This window comes from Paenibacillus sp. FSL R7-0163 (assembly GCF_037969975.1).
GTDB classification, from domain to species: Bacteria; Bacillota; Bacilli; order Paenibacillales; family Paenibacillaceae; genus Paenibacillus_AQ; species Paenibacillus_AQ odorifer.
The window spans coordinates 5,969,042-5,991,334 of record NZ_CP150224.1 but is presented as its reverse complement, the minus strand read 5'-3'; the positions used below and the strand labels follow the sequence as shown (position 1 = coordinate 5,991,334).

At 45.1% G+C, this 22,293-nt stretch carries 19 protein-coding genes, 1 tRNA gene and 1 other RNA gene; 19 read left to right on the top strand and 2 right to left on the bottom strand.

Annotated elements, in window-relative coordinates; translation table 11 throughout:
• Window positions 1-52: 52 nt before the first annotated feature.
• The 6 genes from NST45_RS26235 to NST45_RS26210 all read left to right on the top strand — a co-directional run bounded on the left by NST45_RS26235 (window position 53) and on the right by NST45_RS26210 (window position 5,246).
• A complete protein-coding gene (locus NST45_RS26235) occupies window positions 53-1,000 on the top strand; it encodes a YvcK family protein (protein ID WP_169744815.1) in 948 nt (315 codons plus the stop codon).
• A 45-nt stretch (window positions 1,001-1,045) separates the two neighbouring features.
• Window positions 1,046-1,975 (top strand): DNA-binding protein WhiA, encoded by a 930-nt coding sequence (gene whiA, locus NST45_RS26230; protein ID WP_036687104.1) that lies wholly within the window; start codon window positions 1,046-1,048, stop codon window positions 1,973-1,975.
• Between the two features lie 97 nt (window positions 1,976-2,072).
• Window positions 2,073-2,342, top strand: a complete 270-nt coding sequence (locus tag NST45_RS26225; protein ID WP_036687106.1) for an HPr family phosphocarrier protein — start codon at window positions 2,073-2,075, stop codon at window positions 2,340-2,342.
• 168 nt (window positions 2,343-2,510) lie between these two features.
• Window positions 2,511-3,266: an SIMPL domain-containing protein gene (locus NST45_RS26220; RefSeq protein WP_076101069.1), complete on the top strand. Its 756-nt coding sequence runs from the start codon at window positions 2,511-2,513 to the stop codon at window positions 3,264-3,266.
• Window positions 3,267-3,392: 126 nt separating this feature from the next.
• A complete protein-coding gene (locus tag NST45_RS26215) occupies window positions 3,393-4,496 on the top strand; it encodes a DUF4163 domain-containing protein (protein ID WP_339824211.1) in 1,104 nt (367 codons plus the stop codon).
• 111 nt (window positions 4,497-4,607) lie between these two features.
• Window positions 4,608-5,246 carry a GDSL-type esterase/lipase family protein gene (locus tag NST45_RS26210; protein ID WP_036687110.1) on the top strand — a complete coding sequence of 213 codons (639 nt, stop codon included), beginning with the start codon at window positions 4,608-4,610 and terminating at the stop codon, window positions 5,244-5,246.
• Window positions 5,247-5,335: 89 nt separating this feature from the next.
• Here the strand turns inward: NST45_RS26210 and clpP are convergent, their stop codons facing one another.
• Window positions 5,336-5,932, bottom strand: coding sequence for an ATP-dependent Clp endopeptidase proteolytic subunit ClpP (clpP, locus tag NST45_RS26205; RefSeq protein ID WP_036687113.1), 597 nt, complete (start codon window positions 5,930-5,932; stop codon window positions 5,336-5,338).
• 193 nt (window positions 5,933-6,125) lie between these two features.
• Window positions 6,126-6,200 (bottom strand) — tRNA-Arg (locus NST45_RS26200).
• Between the two features lie 268 nt (window positions 6,201-6,468).
• Here NST45_RS26200 and NST45_RS26195 point away from each other — a divergent pair.
• The 13 genes from NST45_RS26195 to NST45_RS26135 all read left to right on the top strand — a co-directional run bounded on the left by NST45_RS26195 (window position 6,469) and on the right by NST45_RS26135 (window position 22,278).
• The gene (locus NST45_RS26195; protein ID WP_339824209.1) at window positions 6,469-7,521 is read left to right on the top strand and encodes a sugar-binding domain-containing protein; all 1,053 of its coding nucleotides are present in this window, start codon (window positions 6,469-6,471) and stop codon (window positions 7,519-7,521) included.
• Between the two features lie 113 nt (window positions 7,522-7,634).
• On the top strand, window positions 7,635-8,645 hold the full coding sequence (gene gap / locus NST45_RS26190) for a type I glyceraldehyde-3-phosphate dehydrogenase (protein WP_036687120.1): 1,011 nt from the start codon (window positions 7,635-7,637) through the stop codon (window positions 8,643-8,645).
• 116 nt (window positions 8,646-8,761) lie between these two features.
• The gene (locus tag NST45_RS26185; RefSeq protein WP_036687122.1) at window positions 8,762-9,943 is read left to right on the top strand and encodes a phosphoglycerate kinase; all 1,182 of its coding nucleotides are present in this window, start codon (window positions 8,762-8,764) and stop codon (window positions 9,941-9,943) included.
• 26 nt (window positions 9,944-9,969) lie between these two features.
• Window positions 9,970-10,722 (top strand): triose-phosphate isomerase, encoded by a 753-nt coding sequence (tpiA, locus tag NST45_RS26180; protein WP_036687124.1) that lies wholly within the window; start codon window positions 9,970-9,972, stop codon window positions 10,720-10,722.
• A 1-nt stretch (window position 10,723) separates the two neighbouring features.
• The gene (gene gpmI, locus NST45_RS26175) at window positions 10,724-12,268 is read left to right on the top strand and encodes a 2,3-bisphosphoglycerate-independent phosphoglycerate mutase (protein ID WP_076101073.1); all 1,545 of its coding nucleotides are present in this window, start codon (window positions 10,724-10,726) and stop codon (window positions 12,266-12,268) included.
• Window positions 12,269-12,341: 73 nt separating this feature from the next.
• Window positions 12,342-13,628: a phosphopyruvate hydratase gene (eno, locus tag NST45_RS26170; protein WP_036687130.1), complete on the top strand. Its 1,287-nt coding sequence runs from the start codon at window positions 12,342-12,344 to the stop codon at window positions 13,626-13,628.
• Window positions 13,629-13,859: 231 nt separating this feature from the next.
• Entirely contained in the window at window positions 13,860-14,093 is a 234-nt protein-coding gene (gene secG, locus NST45_RS26165; protein WP_036687153.1) for a preprotein translocase subunit SecG, read from the top strand.
• A gap of 354 nt (window positions 14,094-14,447) precedes the next feature.
• The gene (gene rnr, locus NST45_RS26160; RefSeq protein WP_339826251.1) at window positions 14,448-17,315 is read left to right on the top strand and encodes a ribonuclease R; all 2,868 of its coding nucleotides are present in this window, start codon (window positions 14,448-14,450) and stop codon (window positions 17,313-17,315) included.
• A gap of 709 nt (window positions 17,316-18,024) precedes the next feature.
• Window positions 18,025-18,504, top strand: a complete 480-nt coding sequence (gene smpB / locus NST45_RS26155; RefSeq protein ID WP_036687155.1) for an SsrA-binding protein SmpB — start codon at window positions 18,025-18,027, stop codon at window positions 18,502-18,504.
• Between the two features lie 201 nt (window positions 18,505-18,705).
• Window positions 18,706-19,070, top strand: a transfer-messenger RNA (tmRNA) gene (ssrA, locus tag NST45_RS26150).
• A 296-nt stretch (window positions 19,071-19,366) separates the two neighbouring features.
• Window positions 19,367-19,729, top strand: coding sequence for a hypothetical protein (locus NST45_RS26145; protein WP_036687156.1), 363 nt, complete (start codon window positions 19,367-19,369; stop codon window positions 19,727-19,729).
• Window positions 19,730-20,140: 411 nt separating this feature from the next.
• Window positions 20,141-20,506, top strand: a complete 366-nt coding sequence (locus NST45_RS26140) for a hypothetical protein (protein ID WP_036687158.1) — start codon at window positions 20,141-20,143, stop codon at window positions 20,504-20,506.
• Between the two features lie 464 nt (window positions 20,507-20,970).
• Entirely contained in the window at window positions 20,971-22,278 is a 1,308-nt protein-coding gene (locus tag NST45_RS26135) for an aminoacetone oxidase family FAD-binding enzyme (protein ID WP_170914217.1), read from the top strand.
• Window positions 22,279-22,293: the final 15 nt, after the last annotated feature.

The following is a 22,293-nucleotide window of genomic DNA, read 5'->3' as shown; positions in this document are numbered from 1 at the left end:
AGAAGGGGTCATAGTGGCTGAAGAACAAAGACAGCGTCCACGTATCGTCGTTATGGGCGGTGGCACGGGGTTGTCTGTCATGCTTCGTGGTTTAAAAGAGAAGCCATTAGATATTACTGCTATTGTTACCGTTGCCGATGATGGGGGAAGCTCTGGTATTTTACGCAGTGAACTGCAAATGCCTCCTCCTGGGGACATCCGCAACGTATTGACAGCTATGGCTGATGTTGAGCCGCTCATGGCAGAGATTATGAGATACCGTTTCAACACGGGTGAGGGACTAGCTGGTCATAGTCTCGGCAACTTGATTCTTGCTGCGCTCACGGATATATCTGGCGATTTCGTTACGGCTGTTCGGGAGCTCAGTAGATTATTCGCTGTTCGCGGCCGGGTATTGCCTGCGGCCGGTGAAGCTGTAATCCTGCATGCAGAAATGTCGGACGGCACGATTATCACGGGGGAGTCCAAAATCCCTGAAGCTGGCGGGATCATCAGACGAGTGTCCTTGGAGCCGCCAGATGTAGAACCGTTGCCCGAAGCGCTTGAGGCGATTCGGAATGCAGATGCGATCCTGCTGGGTCCTGGCAGTCTGTATACGAGCATTCTTCCCAACCTGCTTGTTCCGAAACTGGCAGAAGCGGTTGTATCTTCGAATGCTATCAAAATTTTCGTCTGCAACGTAATGACTCAGCCGGGTGAAACGGATAACTATACCGTCAGCGATCATCTTCAAGCTGTATATGATCATATCGGGATCGATTTATTCGATTATGTTATTGTTAATGACGGTGAGATTCCGGAACAGGTCCAGACGAAGTACGCCGAGAAGGGCGCGCGCCCGGTGCAGCTTGATAAAGAAGCGCTGGATGGCAATGGATACAAGGTTATAGCCGATAAACTGGTTTTATTCCGAACTTATTTGAGACATGATACCGATAAGCTTAGCCATCACATTTATCAGCTTGTGCAGGATTGGATAAACAGAAACCCTAGGGTATAACTTATAGATGAGAATGAAGTACTTATCAAGAAAGAGGTGAGACCCTTGTCTTTTGCGGCCCTTACCAAAAAAGAGCTGACGATGGTGGAGAGTGAACCCTGCTGCGAGAAGGCGGAAATGTCAGCGCTTATCCGTATGAATGGATCTGTGCAGCTTTCAAGCAAAAAGGTTATTCTCGACATTTCGACGGAGAACGCCGCGATTGCAAGGCGGGTATATTCTTTACTTAAGAAATATTACCAGGTCCATATTGAGCTACTCGTGCGTAAAAAAATGCGTTTGAAGAAAAATAACGTCTATATCGTCAGAATTCCAAACCGTGTACAAGAGATCCTAAAGGATCTTAGAATTGTGTCGGAAGGATTTATTTTTACCGATGGTATTGATGATGAGATTGTTGGGAATAACTGCTGCAAGCGTGCTTATTTGCGCGGTGCTTTTCTGGCTGGCGGATCGGTTAATAATCCGGAAGGCTCCTCCTACCATTTGGAGATTTCCTCGATGTATGAGGAACATTGTAAAGCATTAGTGGATCTGGCTGGGGAATTCCACTTAAATGCACGCTGTATTGAACGTAAAAAAGGATTCATTCTTTATATTAAAGAAGGCGAGAAGATCATTGAATTCTTAAGTTTGATTGGAGCGCATCAGGCGTTGTTCAAATTTGAGGATGTAAGAATTATGCGCGATATGCGTAATTCCGTGAATCGGATCGTGAACTGCGAGACCGCAAATCTCAACAAAACAATAAGTGCTGCGGTGCGGCAGATTGAGAATATCAAGCTGTTGCAGCGAGAAATGGGATTGGAGAATTTGCCGGATAAACTGCGTGAAGTAGCAGAAATTCGAATGGCGCATCCAGATATCAACCTCAAGGAGGTTGGTGAAATGCTCAAAGGTACAGTCAGTAAGTCGGGAGTAAATCATCGGCTTCGTAAGATTGATGAGCTGGCGGACAAGGTTCGAGGCGGCTAATTACTTTTTTTCTAGTGTGGTTTACGTTATAATGATATAATAATATAAAATTAATGTGAAACTTTTGGGGAGAACTCAATTAGGGGGTAAGCGTTTCATGACAAAGCACCCGGTAGTTGTTCGGTTGAAGACAGGGCTTCATGCCCGACCGGCAGCATTGTTTGTGCAAGAAGCTAACAAGTTTTCGTCGGAGATTTTCGTGGAAAAAGATGATAAAAAAGTAAATGCTAAAAGTATTATGGGGATTATGAGCCTCGCTATCAGTTCCGGCACGGAGATTTACATTAGCGCGGACGGTGCGGATGCCGATCAAGCTGTAAACGCTTTGACAAGTCTGGTCAGCAAAGAAGAGCTTGAGAACCAATAATAGGAAGACAACATCGTTTCTGCTAGGAAGACTTTATTTATCGCATGACCAAAAGCCCTTCGGGGCTTTTTTTAATACCAAAAAATAGATTGAGACGTGCAACATTTACCAAAATGACTCGTCTAGAGGATAATAACAAATCACAAGAAATGAAAGGGGCTGGCAAATATGAAAGGTTTATTGAAGAAAATTGGTTCAGTGATGATCGTAGGGAGTTTGTTAATTGGAGGGATCAGCATGAGTGGTGTTTTCCAAGGTCCTGCAAAGGCTTACGCAGATGAAGTGCAGAAAAATGTCGTTAGTGTAGTAGGTAAAGGCGAATTGTCCCTCAAGCCGGATATCGTATACTTGACCATCGGTGTGGATACTACGGCCACAACTGCGCAAGAAGCGCAGAAGACCAATGCCGCTAAAATTCAGAAGATTATGACTTTACTAAAGAATACTTGGAAAATTGCAGATAAAGATATTCAAAGCACGCAGTTTTATGTGCAACCCAATTATAGTTACAGCGAAAAAGAAGGACAGCAAGTGAAGGGGTACAACGCCAATCATACGCTGTTAGTGTCTTATAGAGATCTGACCAAGGTTGGTGAATTGCTGGACGCTGCATCTGCGGCAGGGGCAAATAATATCGGAAATGCACGTTTTTCTGTGGAAGATACTTCTGCATTTGAAGCTCAGGTGATTGAAAAAGCGATGGCGAATGCAGATGTTAAAGCAGGTGCTATTGCTAAGGCAGCTAAACGCAGCTTGGGTCAAGTGATCACGGTCAGCCAAAATGATGGCGATATCACTCCGGTTTATTTTGAACAGAATCTAAAAATGAATATGGCTGCAGCAGATGCTGGTGCAAGCACATCCGTGCAACCCGGAGTAGTTAAAGTTACAACTCAGCTAAGCGTAATGTATGAATTGAAATAGTATCAGAACAAGGTGAATGCAGAGAGGAGAGGTGATCTTCCACTAATAATAGTGGGGGGCGCCTCTTTTTTTGTGTAAGTTCTCTACAATTCTGTTTAATAAATTGGAAAGGAGAGGAAAAATAAGATGATGAATATTATTTCAAAAGAAACAGTACGCAAATGGGGCATAGGTCTGATGTCGGCAGGTTTATTGTTTGGTGGAGGTCTGCTGCCCAGCGAAACGGGTTATGCAGCAGCTAGTAAAACGGAGAATAAAGCTATTGATTCGCGTATCGTTTTAAAGGCAAACGGGATAAATTCGTTACAGGAAGGTATTTTGAAGGAAGGACAGGCCTGGATTCCCATAACTTTTATGCGAGATGTGTTGGGATTACCGCTTGCGTATGATAAGAAGGAAAATGCGTACATGATTGGAAAAGGATCGGCCAAGGCGAAGTTGATGTTATCCAGTTACGGTACTTCTGTGTGGGTGAACAACTATTTCATTCGAGAGTATGAAGGGAAGTTAATTAATAATCGCCTCTATGTTCCATCAGGATTGTTAAATGATTATATGGGTTATAAGGTAGATTGGAGTCGGGCCGCCAGTAAGCTGAATGTGGTGAACAGACCGCAGAACGCGCTGACGGTAACCACGGAAACTTATGCTAAAGATCGGGCAGAAGCTTTTATTCAGCTTGATTATCCGAAGATCAGTGGATTGGGCAATTCCAGTGCGCAACAAGCTATTAATAATACTTTGAAGGAAAGTGTTATGAAATTCGCGGCGGGTGCAGAACAGGATATCTCCGATCGAGATGGAGCAGAGCCCAAATACACCTATGATTCAGGTTATGTAGTGACCTACAATCAGAATGGTGTGATCAGCATAGTGATGCATCAGTATAGCGATACGGGCGGCGCTCATGGAATGACTAACCGTGAGGCATTCACCTTCTCGCTTAAAGATGGTAAACGTCTATTGTTGGGCGACCTGTTTGGAGCTAATCCAAACTACAAAAAACAGCTGAATGCTAAGCTGAGCAAGCTGCTGAAGGCAGAGGATAGTTATTTGGGAGGATTCAACGGATTGAATACGGAGAAATATTTCTATCTGAAGGATGACAAGGTTGTTCTGTTCTTCCAATTATATGAGTACACAGCGTATGCTGCAGGCTTCCCTGAGTATACCTTTAGTTTCAAAGAGCTTTTGCCGGATGACAGCAGCCCGTTTGCTGGCATGAAATAAATGGAGATACCTCGTCTCCGCTAATGTCAGCACAAGGCATCTCCCCCTTACCGGAGTTGTCTCTAGTTCATATGCTAAAGGGAGTAACTAGTTTATGAACGGGGGAGAGCTATGGGCTACCAATATACTGCAATTGGCGATTCCTTGACGACTGGATTTGGTGCTCTGCCAGGTAACGGTTTTGTTCCGGTGTACCGTAGAATGGCAGAAGGGAGACTGCGGACTACTGTAGCCTCTACGAATTTAGGCGTGAACGGAATGACTACTTCAGAGCTGGAGCAGCGGCTGCGCGGAAATTCCATGATGCGTGAGGCCGTTCGAGAAGCCGATATCATCACTGTGTCTATCGGTGGTAATGATTTGATTCACGCGGCCAAATCAGCAGCAAGACAGCAAGGGAACTTATCCGCAGAACTGCGCAGATCGCTTCAGGAATGCAAACAAAATTTCTCTGCAATTATGAATATCCTTATACAATTGAAGGCGAGGACGCGTAGACCTTTTATCATTAGAATTGTGGGATTATATAATCCCTATCCTCAGGTGGTTGGTGCGACAGAGTGGGTCAGACAGTTTAATCAATACGCAGCACAGTACAGCAGCCGAGTCTGTGGATTTGCTTCGATTTACAGTGAGTTCGCAGGAAATGAGAGAGGGCTGTTATCCATTGATCATTTGCATCCGAATGGCCGGGGTTATCGCGTAATTGCCGAGAAGCTGGATGCACTAGGTTATGGCGGGCTGAATTGATTGGATTTAGGTCTTCTATAAAATATAAAGAGGCTGTGCCCTATCCGTTATGGTTAGAGCACAGCCTCTTTATATTTTTACTTTATAGCTTACACACCGCTAGGCAATGTCTTCTCGATTACTTTATCTACGATACCATATTCAGCCGCGTCTGCAGCAGTCATGAAGTAGTCGCGATCTGTATCCTTCTCAATACGTTCTAGAGGTTGACCCGTACGTTCTGCTAGAATACGGTTCAGCTTATCGCGCAATTTGAGGATGCGGCGGGCACGGATTTCAATGTCCGTTGCTTGACCTTGAGCACCACCCAGAGGCTGGTGGATCATGATCTCGCTGTTAGGCAGTGCAAAGCGTTTGCCTTTGGCGCCAGCGTTTAGCAGGAAAGCTCCCATGGAAGCTGCCATACCCACACAGATGGTGGAAACGTCTGGTTTAATGTACTGCATTGTATCAAAAATAGCCATACCTGCAGTAATGGAACCGCCTGGGCTATTCACGTAAAGGTGAATGTCCTTGTCAGGATCTTCGGCAGCCAAGAACAGCATTTGTGCGATGATAGAATTGGCTACCACGTCATTAACCTCCGTTCCAAGGAAAATGATGCGGTCCTTCAGCAGGCGGGAATAGATGTCATAAGCGCGCTCGCCGCGGTTGCTCTGTTCTACTACCATAGGAATATAACTCACGTGGAAAACCTCCTTGATATTGGTTCTTTAAATGTATTCATTTTTACTCTTGCCGTATTACCCACATGATAAACAAATTCAAACAAAAAGTCAAAGAAAGTCAAACTTATATTCAAAAAAAAGAGCCGACAAGCGGCTCTTTGGTTAAGTAGTAGTATAGGCACTACTAAATTATGTGCAAAAATGAAATTAATGGCGCGCCCGCCAAGAATCGAACTTGGATCTCAGGCTTCGGAGGCCTACGTCATATCCATTGGACCACGGGCGCAACAAAAATGATTATAATACAATTTTTACACAATTGCAATGTAATATTAATACTGGACAAGCGCTCTAGGGACAGGCATCGGGCGCTATATCTTTTTCTGACCTTATTAATGTATAAGAAGACAAGCGCTTGAGAATTCTACTCTCGGAAGACTTGCGCTTCGAGCAATATTTGGTTAGAATATGGGTGGGACTTAAAAAGTTTACCCGGGACGTTTTGAGACCATGAACAAGGGAATAGAGGAAGACGAAGTTGCAGGAGTGAAAGTATGCGTAATTTATTAGATATCCAAAAGCAGCTTCTGCCTGATCTCATGGAAACCCTTAAGAGACGGTACACGATTCTTCATCAGATCATGCTGTCCGATATTATTGGGCGCAGAACGCTAGCCGCTTCGCTAGATATGACTGAGCGGGTACTGCGTGCCGAGACGGATCTTCTGAAATCGCAAGGGCTTATTGAGATCGAGAGTGTTGGCATGCGCATTAGCGCTGCTGGACGTAGACTGCTTGATTTGCTAGAGCCGGTTGTTAAGAGCCTATTTGGTCTGGATGAGCTGGAAGAGAAAATTCGAGCAACGTATGGTCTGGATAAAGTTATTGTAGTACCGGGTGATTGTGAGTCATCGCCGTTCACCAAACGAGAGCTTGGCCGGGCGGGTGCGAAAGCGCTGCTGAGTATACTTCGCCCAGATGATACAGTTGCCGTCACAGGTGGATCGACGCTTGCCGATATGGCTGATCAACTGACACCACCGTTGTCCCTTTCCTATAAGAACGCTTGGTTTGTTCCGGCGCGTGGAGGATTAGGAGAGAGTATGGAGATTCAAGCCAACACGATTGCCTCAACAATGGCAAAGCGGGTTGGAGCCAACTACCGGTTGTTGCATGTCCCTGATTTGCTTAGTGGGGATGCATACCAATCGCTGGCACTTGACTCTAATATTGGAGAGATTGTACAAACCATCCGCAGTTCGCGTATTATTGTACATGGGATTGGGGATGCCATTGAAATGACCCGCCGCCGCAAACTGGACGAGGCTACAGTCTCGGAAATCCAGGGTGAAGGGGCAGTGGCCGAATCTTTTGGCTATTATTTCAATGAAGAGGGTCAGGTTGTCCATACCATGCTTACGATGGGTCTACGTCTAGAAGATATTATTCGGACAGAGAAAGTCATCGGTATTGCAGGAGGCAAACCCAAGGCCAAAGCCATTCATGCCATGCTGCGTTTCGGGCAGGAGAATATTCTCGTCACGGACGAGGCTGCCGCAGTAGAAATAGGCAAGGAAATTGACAATCAACTACAGCTATCTTCGTAGTTTTTAGATTGCAGGCAATAACATACTTCTTGCATCATACTTAACATTGTTGTCATGACAGACCTCACCGTCTGTTTTGAATAAATAAAACGAATTCTAGGAGGAACTATTCAATGAGTGTAAAAGTTGGAATTAACGGTTTTGGACGTATTGGACGCCTTGCTTTCCGCCGTATTCAAAATGTAGAAGGTATCGAAGTGGTAGCAATCAACGATTTGACTGACGCTAAGATGCTTGCTCATTTGCTTAAATATGATACAACTCAAGGTAAATTCCAAGGTGATGTTGAAGTGCATGATGGCTTCTTCAAAGTCAATGGTAAAGAAGTTAAGGTTCTTGCTAACCGCAACCCTGAAGAATTGCCATGGGGCGACCTAGGCGTTGATATCGTACTTGAGTGCACAGGTTTCTTCACAACTAAAGAAGCAGCTGAAAAACACTTGAAAGGTGGAGCTAAGAAAGTAGTTATCTCCGCTCCAGCTACTGGCGACATGAAAACTGTCGTTTACAACGTTAACGATGACATTCTTGATGGTACTGAGACTGTTATTTCCGGCGCATCTTGCACAACTAACTGCCTAGCTCCAATGGCAAAAGTACTGAACGACAAGTTCGGTATCGTTGAAGGCTTGATGACTACAATTCATGCTTACACTGGCGACCAAAACACTTTGGATGCTCCACATGCTAAAGGTGACTTCAGACGCGCTCGTGCAGCAGCTGAGAACATCATTCCTAACACTACTGGTGCTGCTAAAGCAATCGGTCTGGTTATTCCAGAACTTAAAGGTAAATTGGATGGTGCAGCTCAACGTGTTCCAGTTGCAACTGGTTCCCTGACTGAGCTTGTAACTGTTCTTGATAAGAGCGTTACTGTTGAAGAAATCAACGCAGCAATGAAAGCAGCTTCCGATCCAGACACTTATGGTTACACTGAAGATGAAATCGTATCTTCTGACATCAAAGGTATGACTTTCGGATCCCTGTTCGATGCTACACAAACTAAAGTATTGACTGTTGGCGACAAACAACTGGTTAAAACTGTTGCTTGGTATGACAATGAAATGTCCTACACTGCACAATTGGTTCGTACTTTGGAGAAATTCGCTAAAATCGCTAAGTAATTGACTTGATATAAGCAACATCTATAGAGCGGAAACAGAAATTCCTTGTTTCCGCTCTTTCTAAATGTATTTCTTGTTTCCTGCTAGAAACAATTTTGGGTGTGGAGGAATTAATCATGAACAAAAAAAGCGTCCGTGATGTAGAAGTAAAGGGTAAGCGCGTATTTGTACGCGTGGATTTCAACGTACCTGTAGAAGACGGTAAAATTACTGATGATACTCGTATTCGCGAAACACTTCCAACCATTAAATATTTGATCGAGAACGGTGCAAAGATCATTCTTGCGAGTCATATGGGTCGTCCTAAAGGCGAATTCGTAGATTCCATGCGTTTGACTACTGCTGCTGAACGTCTGTCCGAGCTTCTTGGCAAACCAGTAGCTAAAGCTGACGAAGCAATTGGCGAAGCTGTAAAAGCAAAAATCGCTGAGCTAGGCGAAGGCGACGTACTTGTACTTGAGAATGTTCGCTTCTACCCAGGTGAAGAGAAAAACGATCCTGAACTGGCTAAACAATTCGCTGAACTGGCTGATTTGTTTGTTAATGATGCGTTTGGCGCGGCTCACCGTGCACATGCATCGACAGAAGGTATCGCTCATTTCCTACCGGCTGTATCCGGTCTTTTGATGGAGAAAGAATTGTCCGTTCTTGGTAAAGCTCTTTCTAACCCAGAACGTCCTTTCACTGCGATCATCGGTGGTTCGAAAGTTAAAGACAAGATTGATGTTATTGATAACTTGTTGTCTTTGGCTGATAACGTCCTGATCGGCGGTGGATTGTCTTATACATTCACTAAAGCACAAGGCTTTGAAATCGGTAAATCACTAGTAGACAACGACAAACTTGACGTTGCTCTTGGATTCATCGAAAAAGCAAAAGCACTTGGTAAAAACTTCATGCTTCCTGTTGATGTTGTTGTTGCTGATAAATTCGGTGCTGACGCTAACACTAAGATCGTTGATTACAATGAAATCCCAGAAGGTTGGGAAGGACTTGATATCGGACCTAAGACTCGTGAACTTTATGCCGATATTATCAAGAACTCCAAGCTGGTTGTCTGGAATGGACCTATGGGCGTATTCGAAATCGATAAATTCGCTGAAGGTACACTTGCAGTAGCAAAAGCTTGTGCAACTACTGAAGGTTATACTGTTATTGGTGGCGGAGATTCCGCAGCAGCAGCAGAGAAATTCCACCTGGCTGATCAAATGGATCATATCTCCACTGGTGGCGGTGCATCCCTTGAGTTCATGGAAGGCAAGGCGCTTCCTGGCGTAGAAGCACTGAACGATAAGTAAGACCTAAGAAGGAGGCAACATAAGTCATGAGAACACCTATTATTGCAGGTAACTGGAAAATGTTCAAAACAGTTCCTGAAGCAGAAAGCTTTATTGCTGAAATTAAAGGCAAAGCAGAAGTCGAAGGCGTTGAGACTGTAATCTGCGCTCCATTTACTAACCTGCCTGCACTTGTAGCAGCTGCAAAAGGTACTAACATCAAGATTGGTGCACAAAACCTACACTTTGAGGATAACGGTGCTTACACAGGCGAGATCAGTGGTGTAATGCTAAGTGATCTTGGTGTGGACTATGTTATCATTGGCCACTCTGAGCGCCGTGCTTATTTCGGCGAAACGGATGAAATCGTGAATAAGAAAATGCATGCTGCATTCCGTCACGGAATTACTCCTATCGTATGTGTTGGCGAAAAGCTCGAAGAGCGTGAAGCTGATCAAACTAAAGCAGTATGTAAAGTACAAACTGAAGCTGCATTCCAAGGTCTTAGTGCCGAGCAAGCAGCAAAAGTTGTTATTGCATACGAACCTATCTGGGCTATTGGCACAGGTAAATCTTCCACTTCCCAAGATGCTAACGAAGTTATTGCTTACATCCGCAGTCTTGTAAAAGATCTGTATGATGCAGCAACAGCTGAAGCTGTTCGTATTCAATACGGCGGCAGCGTGAAGCCTGAGAATGTAACTGAGTACATGGGCCAAAGCGACATCGATGGTGCGCTTGTTGGCGGTGCCAGCTTACAACCGGATTCCTTCGTTCAATTGGTTGAGGGGGCGAAGTAAGATGTCAGCTCCAAAACCCGTAGCTTTGATCATCATGGATGGTTTTGGTTTGCGTGGAACGACAGAAGGTAATGCCGTTGCTCAAGCCAACAAACCTAACTATGACCGTTACCTGAAACAATATCCTAACACTACACTCACTGCTTGCGGTGAAGCTGTAGGCCTTCCGGAAGGGCAAATGGGCAACTCCGAAGTAGGGCATTTGAATATTGGTGCAGGCCGGATCGTTTATCAGGATTTGACTCGTATCGATAAATCGATCCGCGAGGGCGAGTTCTTCGATAACGAAACCCTGGTTAGTGCAGTGAGAAATGCTAAGAACACTGGCAAAAAGCTTCACCTATATGCGCTTGTATCCGACGGAGGGGTACATAGCCATATTAACCACCTGTTTGCTATGCTTGACCTGGCTAAAAAAGAAGATATGCATGAAGTGTATATCCATGCTTTTATGGACGGCCGTGACGTAGCTCCTGATAGTGGGAAGAAGTTTGTCCAAGATCTAGTAGCTAAAATCGAAGAGATTGGCGTGGGTACAATTGCAACGGTGTCCGGACGTTATTACGCAATGGATCGTGATAAACGTTGGGAACGTGTAGAGAAAGCCTACCGTGCTATGGTTTATGGTGAAGGTCCTAAATACACGGATGCTGTGCAAGCCATCACTTCATCTTATGAAAACTCGGTATTTGATGAATTCGTTGAACCTAGTGTAATTGTAGACAGTGAAGGCAAACCTGTAACGGCAGTAGAGAGCGGCGATTCCGTCGTGTTCCTCAACTTCCGTCCTGACCGTGCTATTCAATTGTCACAAGTGTTCACGAATCAAGATTTCCGCGGTTTCGACCGTGGTCCTTTGTTCCCGCAAAACCTGCACTTCGTATGCCTAACTACTTTCAGCGAAACGGTACAAGGTTATGTAGCCTACTCACCGAAGAACCTGGATAACACATTGGGTGAAGTGCTTGTTCAACAAAACAAGAAGCAACTGCGCATCGCGGAAACTGAAAAATATCCGCATGTAACCTTCTTCTTCAGCGGTGGACGTGACGAGGAGCTTCCTGGTGAAACCCGGATCTTAATCAACTCTCCTAAAGTGGCAACCTATGATCTTCAACCTGAGATGAGCGCATACGAAGTGGCTGCAGCCTGCGTAGCGGAAATCGAAGCGGAAAGACAGGATGCTATCATTCTTAACTTTGCCAATCCTGATATGGTTGGACACTCCGGCATGCTGGAACCAACAATCAAGGCTGTAGAAGTGACGGATGAGTGTGTGGGTAAAGTAGTGGATGCGGTTGTTGCCAAAGGTGGCGTTGCAATTATTATCGCTGACCATGGTAATGCAGATATGGTATTTGACGAGAACGGTCGCCCGTTCACAGCTCATACAACCAATCCTGTTCCGTTCATCGTGACTACTGAGAATGTTGTATTGCGTGAATCCGGTATTCTTGCAGACGTAGCACCAACAATCCTAGATTTGATGGGACTTCCTCAACCTGCGGAAATGACCGGACAATCCATGATTGCTAGCCGTAAGTAAGGTAAGGTATAACGCCTTTGATTTTAAGCTATACAAGTAAGACCAAAACAATGTTAAAAGGAGATTAACTTACATGACTATTATTTCTGATGTATATGCTCGCGAAGTCCTTGACTCCCGTGGTAACCCTACAGTAGAGGTTGACGTTTATCTGGAATCCGGTGCTAAAGGCCGCGCTATCGTTCCTTCCGGCGCTTCCACTGGTGCTCACGAAGCTGTAGAACTTCGTGATGGCGACAAATCCCGTTACATGGGTAAAGGCGTTCTGAAAGCTGTTGAGAACGTAAATGAAATCATCGCTCCAGAAGTTATCGGTATGGACGCTCTTGACCAAGTGGGCATCGACAAATTGATGATTACTTTGGACGGAACTCCTAACAAAGGTAAATTGGGCGCTAACGCAATCCTAGCTGTATCCATGGCAGTAGCTCGTGCAGCTGCAGCAGCTTTGGATATTCCTTTGTACGTATACCTGGGCGGATTCAACGCTAAAACTCTTCCAGTACCAATGATGAACATCATCAATGGTGGTGAGCATGCGGATAACAACATCGACGTTCAAGAGTTCATGGTTCTTCCTGTAGGAGCTCCAAGCTTCAAAGAAGCTCTTCGCACAGGTGCTGAAATCTTCCACAACTTGAAATCCGTACTTCAATCCAAAGGCCTGAACACAGCTGTTGGTGACGAAGGTGGTTTCGCACCGAACCTTGGTTCGAATGAAGAAGCAATCACTACAATCATCGAAGCTATTGAAAAAGCTGGTTACAAACCAGGTGTTGACGTATTCTTGGGTATGGACGTTGCTTCCACTGAGTTCTACAAAGACGGTAAATACACCCTTGCTGGCGAAGGTAAATCTTACACTTCCGCTGAGTATGTTGACCTTCTTGCTTCATGGGTTGAAAAATATCCTATCATCACAATCGAAGACGGTATGTCCGAAGACGACTGGGATGGCTGGAAATTGCTTACTGAAAAATTGGGCGACAAAGTCCAATTGGTTGGTGACGACTTGTTCGTAACTAACACTGAGCGTCTTGCAACAGGTATCGAAAAAGGTATCGGTAACTCCATCTTGGTTAAGGTTAACCAAATTGGTACATTGACTGAAACTTTTGATGCTATCGAAATGGCTAAACGTGCTGGTTACACAGCAGTTATCTCCCACCGTTCCGGTGAATCCGAAGATAGCACAATCGCTGACATCGCTGTTGCGACTAATGCTGGTCAAATCAAAACAGGTGCTCCTTCCCGTACAGACCGTGTTGCTAAATACAACCAATTGCTTCGCATCGAAGATGAGTTGGGTGAATTGGCTCAATACAACGGCCTGAAATCCTTCTACAACCTCAAAAGATAATCTGCTTTTATAGCAGACTTCGAAGACCCGCCGTTATGGCGGGTCTTTTTTATGATTTGAAGAAGATAGACTTCAATAGGTTTATCCTTATCTTGCAAGAAAAGCTACGACTTAACAGTCTAAGCTGTTGTATTACCGACAGCGCTATGATAAAATAAGAATACTGTTTATGTATCGTGATAACCTAAATTACCATAGATAGTGATGCTTAGGCGTAGGAGGTGGAAGTGAATGGATATCTTTTTGAAAGTTGTGCTCCTGATTTTTTCCGTCGGTCTTATTGCGGTCGTTCTTCTGCAAAAGGGGAAAAGCGCGGGTCTTTCCGGTGCCATCTCTGGCGGTGCTGAGCATCTCTTTGGTAAAACAAAAGCTCGTGGTATGGAGCTCGTACTACAACGTGTAACTGTTGGACTTGCTGCTGGTTTCTTTATCATGGCGATTCTAGCTGCAGTTCTAATCGACTAAAAGATCTACCGTAAGCCCTCGCTCTGTTCTAAATGGAATAGAGCGGAGGCTTTTTTGTTATATTAAAAGGAGTTAAAAAGCACCTAAGGGTGCTTTTCTTTTCATATTCGCAAAGAAAAAGGCTGGATCGATAGGAAGTAAACCTGCAGTCGGCATGGATGTATTTCAGCATTTAAAGGAAATTTTGTACTGTGTTAACCTTTGGATGACAGTAACAGGGATGCGCAGGATTGATTTCGTGTATACTAGGGTATGAAGTAGTAAAGGTAAAATTTACTTGGCATTACTGCAGGGCAGGACAAGATATACATATTTGCCAGCGGCTTGAAGCCGCGGAGGGCTGGGGTGACGAACATGATAACACAAGAAATATTACTCGATTTCATGCGGGAAACTGCATATAAACCAATGACTTATGAAGAGCTGGTGAGTCATTTTGCTCTAGAGGATAGCGAGGGGTTTAAAAAGTTCGAGGAACTGCTGATTGAATTAGAGCAGGATGGAAGAATTGTATTAACCCGTACTGCACGTTATGGCGTGCCAGAACGGATGGATTTGCTGCGTGGACGTTTACAAGCACATGCGAAGGGTTTTGCTTTTCTAATCCCGGATGATCGTGATCATCCTGACGTATATATCCATGCAAATGATCTTAAGGGAGCTATGAATGGCGATATCGTTCTGATTCGTATTACCTCTAAAAGTCCGTCCGGCGGACGTATGGAAGGCGAAGTAGTACGTATTGTAAAACGTGGCGTGTTGCAGACGGTAGGTGTATTTCAAAACCTGGAGACCTATGGTTTCGTGCTGCCTGATGATAAGCGGATTAATCGTGATATTTTTATTCCGAAACAATCCTTTAAAGGTGCTGTTGATGGTCAAAAGGTCGTTGTGCGTATTGTGAGTTATCCGGAAGGCCGAGCAGCGGCAGAAGGTGAAATTATTGAGATTCTCGGACATAAGGATGATCCGGGTGTTGATATTCTTTCCATTATCCGCAAACATCAATTACCTGAGGCATTTCCAGCTGAAGTACTGGATGAAGCCGATAGCGCTCCTGATTCAATTACAGAAGAGGAGATTGCGGAGCAAGGAAGACGCGACCTGCGCGGACTGAACATTGTTACGATTGATGGCGAAGATGCTAAGGATTTGGATGATGCGGTAAACGTACAGCGCTTGGAGAATGGACATTACAAGCTGGGCGTCCATATAGCAGACGTAGGTTATTATGTGCGTGAAGGCTCTGAGCTGGATAAAGAAGCCTATGACCGCGGTTGTAGTGTGTATTTGGTAGACCGGGTTATTCCGATGCTGCCGCACCGCCTATCGAACGGGATTTGCAGCTTGAATCCTCAGGTAGACCGGTTAACAATGTCCTGTGAAATGGAATTTAACGAGCAAATGAAGGTTGTGAAGCACGATGTCTTTACGAGCGTGATTCGCACCAAAGAGAGAATGACTTACTCCAATGTTCGTAAAATTCTCGAAGACGAAGATCCAGAGCTGTTGGAACGTTATAGTCCACTGATTGACGATTTCCGCCTCATGAAGGAATTGGCGATGAAGCTGCGCGATGCGCGGATGCGCCGGGGTGCGGTTGATTTTGATTTTGAAGAGAGCAAAATCATCGTGGATGAGAACGGCAAGGCTGTAGATATCGTGAAGCGTGAACGTTCTGTAGCGGAACAGATTATCGAGGAGTTTATGCTGGCGGCAAATGAAACAGTTGCTGAGCATTTCCACTGGTTGAAGGTTCCGTTCCTTTACCGGATTCACGAAGATCCAGACCCAGAGAAGCTGCAGAATTTCATGGCTTTTGCGGCCAACTTCGGATATCACGTGAAGGGCCGTGGCAATTCGGTTCATCCACGTGCTTTGCAGGATCTGTTGGAGCAAATCCAAGGCACAAAGGAACAAACGGTCATCAGTACGATGATGCTGCGTTCCATGAAGCAGGCAAAGTATGATGCAGAGAGCACGGGCCATTTCGGACTGGCTGCGGAATATTATTCTCACTTTACTTCTCCAATTCGCCGGTACCCCGATCTGGTCATTCACCGCGTAATGCGTGAAGTGATTGAGAATGGAGGGGCACTGACCCAGAAGCGGCATGATTATTTGTCTAGCCGGATGCCTGACATTGCTCAGCAGTCTTCGGAACGCGAGCGTGTGGCGGTAGAAGCTGAACGCGATACGGAGCAACTGAAGAAAGCAGAATACATGCAGGATAAAGTAGGCGAGGAATTCGAGGCTATGGTCAGCAGTGTGACCAGCTTCGGAATGTTCATCGAGCTGGATAATACCGTCGAAGGTCTTATTCGTCTCAGTGCAATGAGCGACGATTATTATCACTTCGACGAAGGTCATATGGCGCTCATTGGCGAGCGCACATCGCGTGTGTTCCGCATTGGTGACGAGGTGAAGATCCGAGTCGCCAAAGTAAATATGGATGACCACACGATCGATTTCGAGTTGGTCGACATGAAGCCACGCGCGCCAGGCGAGCACCGCGGTGGTGGCTTTGCGGGCGGCCGCGGAGGCAAGGGCGGCCGTTCGGGCGGCGGCTTCATTAAGCCGGCCGGGGGCAAAGGCGCCGCGGGCAAGGGACGCGGCGGTAAAGGCAAGCCCGGCGGCGCTGCTGCAGGCGTGGGCAAGGGCAAGCCGGGTGCAGGTGTGCGCGCCGGTGATGGACCGCGCGAAGCGGCCGGTGTTGGCGCAGCGGGCGGACGCGGTAAGCGGAAGCGCGGGCGCGAGGTCGGCGAGGATGCGAGCCGGGTAGTTGCTGCGCCGGGCGCAGAGCGCGGAGGCGAAGCCGGCGGCAACGCAGGCGCGCCGCGTGAGCGCAGCGGCGGGCGAGGCCGCGGCGGAGACACCGGCGGTGCCGGTGGTGGACGCGGCATCAGCTTCGGCTTTGGCTCCGGCAAAGGCGGATACGGCGCTCCTGCGTCCGACTCCTCCGGCGGCGAAGCGCGGGGCGTGGACGGCAGCACGAAGTTCCGCAGCCGCGAGGATCGCGGGGGTAACTTTGGCGGTGGAGAAGGCCGTAACGGCGCTCCTACAGGCAAAGGCCGCCGCAAAAAGAAAACCAAGGGCGGGGTGTTCATCGGCCAGTCCGTGACACCAGGCAATGTAGAGACATCTGAGCAAGTCACTTCTAAACGAAGTGACAATAATGGCGGCGTTCCAGAAGGAGCACCACGTAAGCGTAAAAAGAAATAAATGACGGTTATACGCTGCATAACTCTATAACGATACTAAGCACCGTCCCTCCTGTGGCGGTGCTTTTTAACTAACTAATCATCAACATGGTTAATTGCATTATGTGCAGTTAAATTTGGGTTATGTAGTAAAAGTGGTAGCTAATTGCATTTTGTACATCTAAATCTGATCAGTTACCCATAATTGGTCCGATTTCGCTTTTTTAGCTGCAGAAAGTGCAACTAATTAGTTTTTTGGCGGTGATAAGGCTTAAATAGTTGCACGAAATACATTTATATAGAAAAACGTAGGTGATAGCAAGTGAATAGGTAGAGGATAGGATAGGTACAGTATAGGATTGCACAGTATAGGTAAAAGCAGCACTATTTGAATAGGCGTCGAATAGATGTATATCCAAGAAGAGGGAAGCGGATAATTGAGAACAAATAGGTAATAAGTAAATAGGGTAGATGGATATAGATATGTGGAGATTAGTGGAAAAACTCCAGATCAACTCAGCTTAATGCTTTTTTGTAACAAATGCTAGATATTGGGTAATGTTACTGACAACTCTATGACAAATTAGGTGAAGTATATTTGGTTGAAGGTTCCTTGCGCTCACTTGATTCCATTTGTTACAATATAGATCAGACGTTCGATGGCTGTGTCGTTTAAGATTAGACAGACATGGTTACTTTAACTTATGAATATGATTCAAGGAGTGATTCTCATGGGTAAAAAAGCAGACGGGAAAGTACTTGCCCAGAACAAGAAAGCTTCCCATGATTATTTTATCGAGGATACTTATGAAGCTGGCTTGGTGCTGACGGGTACAGAGATCAAGTCGCTGCGTAATGGCCGCGCTAATATTGGAGATGCTTTTGCTACGATCCGTAATGGCGAGATTCAGATTCACAACATGCATATCAGTCCTTTTGAACAAGGTAACCGTGCCAATCCTACCGATCCCACACGCACACGTAAATTGTTAATGCATAAGGAGCAAATTCATAAACTGCTGGGCTTGTCCAAGCGAGATGGGTTTACGATTGTGCCACTTAAGATTTATGTGCGGAATGGCTATGCGAAGCTGCTGATTGGTCTTGGTAAAGGTAAAAAAGAGTATGACAAACGTGACTCGGCTGCCAAGCGAGATGCTCAACGTGATATCCAGCGTGTACTGCGTGATAAGCAAAAGATCGCCAGATAATCTGGGAGAACTAGACGATTCAAATGAGTTCCAGTTTCAACCTTCAATTCCTTTAACCCACGTGTTAAAGTGTTGATAAATGTGCTATACTGAGTAAGTAAGTTAGTTATTGCTTCGTTACAGTTTTCTTGAATAAGAAGCTGTAGATTGGATCTCTCTTGCTTGGAAGATCCGCTTGATCCGAAGCGCCCTTTTTAATGAGGGGCCGTTCTTGGATTCGACGGGGGTAGTTCGAGCATGAGTAGCGAGTAGTGGGGACGCGTCCGCTTCATCAACGCTAAAGCCTATTAAACGGCAAACAACAAAACAACTACGCTTTCGCAGCCTAAGAAACTGTGTGCGTGCTTCTACTCTGCATCGCCCATGTGACAGGGATAGGGGCTAACAAATAGTGGGATACGCTGTCTCATCTCCGCCTGCGGTGAGCTGAAGAAGACAATCAGGCTGACCCAACGTATAGCCGGTTACGGGGCGATACTCGGGTGACATCAAAACTGTGACTACACTCGTAGAAGCTTATGTGCCGTTATCTTCGGACAGGGGTTCGACTCCCCTCGGCTCCATATGGAGTTTTAGAAAAAGCGACCTTTAGGGGTCGCTTTTTTGTATCCTCATAATTAAAGTTAGGCAATGCTTTTTAATGATTTCAGCCAATTTCACATGTGTACTTGTGGTTTATCATGTCTACTATGAGGTCTCGGAATGTTTGGTATGCATATTTTTAAACTGCAAAAGATTTCTCTACCACCACGAATACCATCCGCATGAGGATGGTTCCCATACTATGGTTAACGGTACCCTTTTGCAAAGTTTCTTTGTTATAATTATTATAATAAATCTCTTCATTGGCTGGTGATTATGAATGAGTGAGAAATTTTGGTTAGTAGTACAGTATCCTCTAAAAAGTGAAAAAGGAAGCCAACGTGATAACTGGTTAAGAGATAAAGTCATGGAATACCTGGACATATCTCTAGTAGATACTAACTTAGGTTGTGTTGATGGCTTTGATATGGGTAAATGCATTTCCGACCCGAAAAAATATGCTCTTAATATATTTTGTATCATTACGGAAGAAGAACGGAGTATAGCCTTGATAAAGAGAGTGTTAAGAGATAGCAGGCTTGATTATACTCGTATAAAAATTGCTACAATGCCCTATGGAAAAGAAGAAACATATAGTCTTAAATTTTCCTATAAAAAGGGTGTTACCGATTTTTCGCTATAGCACAGTTTTGAGTTTAGAATTACAACTACACCGTAAACAATTTTCTGGTGGGAGTCATGAATTTTGTGACATCAAAACTGTAACTACACTACATTAGTAGAAGCTTATGTGCCGTTATCTTCGGACAGGGGTTTGACTTCCCTCGGCTCCATAAGCAAAAAACCGCTGAGATAGCGGTTTTTTGCTGTTTAGTGATTGAATTGTAGACCGAATGCAGACAATGAATTATGGGGAACTAATATATTCATTTTTGTAGACATGTTGTCTACGTCTAAAATTAGATCATTCACTTTGAAGTTAATAATTAGTGGCACATTTTCCGAAACTACATCTATAAGAGCTCGAACTGATATAAGATTAGATTATGGCATTAAGCACTCAAAAGCAAAAACATTCGGAGGAATTACTATTATGAGTTTTACTATTGATTATGTTAAAAATAAAAACAGAATTATTGTAACATCGGACGGTATGGAAGTTGAGGATGCCTTTGCGTACGCAGAACAATTTCCGAAAGTACTGAAGAAAACTAAGCGAGGGTTTACAGGTATGACTGTAATTACTGGTGGCCTGGTATTTAAGCAAGAGGTGATGGCAATTCTTGCTCCAACTGGTGAAGATGCTGTGAAAGCTGGAATCTCTACAAAACATAAATGGGTGTATGTTGCGCCTACCGCGTTCTACAAAACGCAAATGAATCGTATGTTTAAAGATATTGCAAACTTGTACGAATCGATAGAAGAAGCTGAAGCGTATCTTGATTCCGCAGGGAATTAGCAACTTCTAAAAATTAAAAGGATCCAGCCATCATCTGTAGCGCCAAAGGTACTTTCTGCGTATTGAAGAAGCACTGTGAAGAACCGGTATATTCAGGATTAACTTATATAATTGGATCACTATACTAAGGAGTTATTCCTATGATCAGTCTCCTTAATCAGAATGACTCATCAAAAAGTGGTTAGAATGCTTCTAGGGAACATCAAAACTGTAACTACACTCGTAGAAGCTTATGTGCCGTTATCTTTGGATAGGGGTTCGACTCCTAGGCTCTATTTGAAACCCGCTGATAAAGCGGTTTTTTTCTTGTTTATGGACTAAATTGCAGTCAAGGGATAAAAGGCTAACCTAAGATGTGATGAGTACATAAGGAGATAAATGAAAACCAGTACACTTATGCTATAATTTAATAAAGTGCTTCTGTGCTTTTAGAAAAATTGGAATAAAGGATGCATTGATCAACCATGTATGAGAATCAGACTTCTATGCACCACAAGCTGTTTATTATCGGCGCAGGTGCTGCTGGATTAATGGCCGCTGTTACCGCGCGGGATATGGGTATCGATACTGCCATTCTGGAGAGTAACGACCGGATTGGAAAGAAAATATTAATGACAGGTGATGGGCGCTGCAACATTACAAATGAATCCACTGCAACGGGTACAGATGAAGCAATCGCTTTATCGCGCAAGTATCACAGTAATCAGGCCGGATTTCCACTTGCGGTATTGCAGCAATTTGGCATCCGTCAGACCATTGATTTTTTCTCCTTTCTCGGGCTTCCGCTTACAAGATTGAAGGATGGCTTGATGTACCCGATGTCGCTGCAGGCAGCAGCGGTGCTGGATATTTTCCAGCTTGCGCTGGAGGATCGGAATGTTCCGGTGTACCTCAATAACAAAGTGTTGGATGTTACTGTTTCGAAGAATCATCCGCGCTTCAAGATAAAATGCCAAACGGAGACAGAGGAGGAGGTTGTTTATACTAGCGACTATCTACTTCTATCTGCGGGTGGCCTTGCCGGTCCAAATGCGGGAAAAGAACCTCCTGGGTATACACTTGCTGAACGTCTGGGACACACCCTGATTGAGCCTTTACCGGCCATTGTGCAACTGAAGCTGCAATATCCGAATATGAGAGCACTGTCCACTATCAAATCTCAGGGACAAGCTCATATTATTGTAAACGGTAAAGTCATCGGCAGTGAACAGGGCGAAATTGCCTTTACGGACTATGGTATTACTGGTCCGCCAATTCTCCAGCTAAGCAGGAAGGCTGCGTATCATCTTGCAAGAGGAGAACAGGTGAAATTATCGGTGGATCTGATGCCTGGCCGCAAGGAGGAAGAGTTAGTTGAGTTTTTAGAAAGGCTCTGGGAGACTTTTGGACACCGGACGGTTGCAGATTCTCTCGTTGGCATCTTTAACAAGAAGCTTGTTACGATCCTACTCAAGGAGACCGGCTTAGATCAGCAGCCACAGCTGCTTTGCCAGGCTCTGTCGTTGAAAACTAAGGAGAAATTTTATCGAATCTTGAAGCGCTGGGAATTTAAAGTGACGGATACCAATGGCTTTACGAATGCACAAGTGACAGCTGGCGGCATCGATACGTCGGAAATAATCGAAGGAACGCTGGAATCCAAGCTAGTACCTGGGCTTTATTTGGCTGGCGAAGTGATGGATGTGGACGGAGACTTCGGCGGCTATAACCTACAATGGGCCTGGAGTTCCGGATATGTGGCCGCCATGGCGCTAGCTAAGTCAATTCAATAAATTTATTAGGAAAAG

Excerpts from the sequence above, each read along its gene's own strand:
- tpiA (WP_036687124.1), top strand. The coding sequence starts at position 9,970 with ATGAGAACACCTATTATTGCAGGTAACTGGAAAATGTTCAAAACAGTT.
- NST45_RS26195 (WP_339824209.1), top strand. The coding sequence starts at position 6,469 with ATGCGTAATTTATTAGATATCCAAAAGCAGCTTCTGCCTGATCTCATG.
- smpB (WP_036687155.1), top strand. The coding sequence starts at position 18,025 with ATGGGTAAAAAAGCAGACGGGAAAGTACTTGCCCAGAACAAGAAAGCT.
- NST45_RS26135 (WP_170914217.1), top strand. The coding sequence starts at position 20,971 with ATGTATGAGAATCAGACTTCTATGCACCACAAGCTGTTTATTATCGGC.
- gap (WP_036687120.1), top strand. The coding sequence starts at position 7,635 with ATGAGTGTAAAAGTTGGAATTAACGGTTTTGGACGTATTGGACGCCTT.
- NST45_RS26220 (WP_076101069.1), top strand. The coding sequence starts at position 2,511 with ATGAAAGGTTTATTGAAGAAAATTGGTTCAGTGATGATCGTAGGGAGT.
- NST45_RS26225 (WP_036687106.1), top strand. The coding sequence starts at position 2,073 with ATGACAAAGCACCCGGTAGTTGTTCGGTTGAAGACAGGGCTTCATGCC.
- NST45_RS26140 (WP_036687158.1), top strand. The coding sequence starts at position 20,141 with ATGAGTTTTACTATTGATTATGTTAAAAATAAAAACAGAATTATTGTA.
- NST45_RS26185 (WP_036687122.1), top strand. The coding sequence starts at position 8,762 with ATGAACAAAAAAAGCGTCCGTGATGTAGAAGTAAAGGGTAAGCGCGTA.
- secG (WP_036687153.1), top strand. The coding sequence starts at position 13,860 with ATGGATATCTTTTTGAAAGTTGTGCTCCTGATTTTTTCCGTCGGTCTT.
- rnr (WP_339826251.1), top strand. The coding sequence starts at position 14,448 with ATGATAACACAAGAAATATTACTCGATTTCATGCGGGAAACTGCATAT.
- eno (WP_036687130.1), top strand. The coding sequence starts at position 12,342 with ATGACTATTATTTCTGATGTATATGCTCGCGAAGTCCTTGACTCCCGT.
- gpmI (WP_076101073.1), top strand. The coding sequence starts at position 10,724 with ATGTCAGCTCCAAAACCCGTAGCTTTGATCATCATGGATGGTTTTGGT.
- NST45_RS26145 (WP_036687156.1), top strand. The coding sequence starts at position 19,367 with ATGAGTGAGAAATTTTGGTTAGTAGTACAGTATCCTCTAAAAAGTGAA.
- NST45_RS26235 (WP_169744815.1), top strand. The coding sequence starts at position 53 with ATGGGCGGTGGCACGGGGTTGTCTGTCATGCTTCGTGGTTTAAAAGAG.
- NST45_RS26215 (WP_339824211.1), top strand. The coding sequence starts at position 3,393 with ATGATGAATATTATTTCAAAAGAAACAGTACGCAAATGGGGCATAGGT.
- NST45_RS26210 (WP_036687110.1), top strand. The coding sequence starts at position 4,608 with ATGGGCTACCAATATACTGCAATTGGCGATTCCTTGACGACTGGATTT.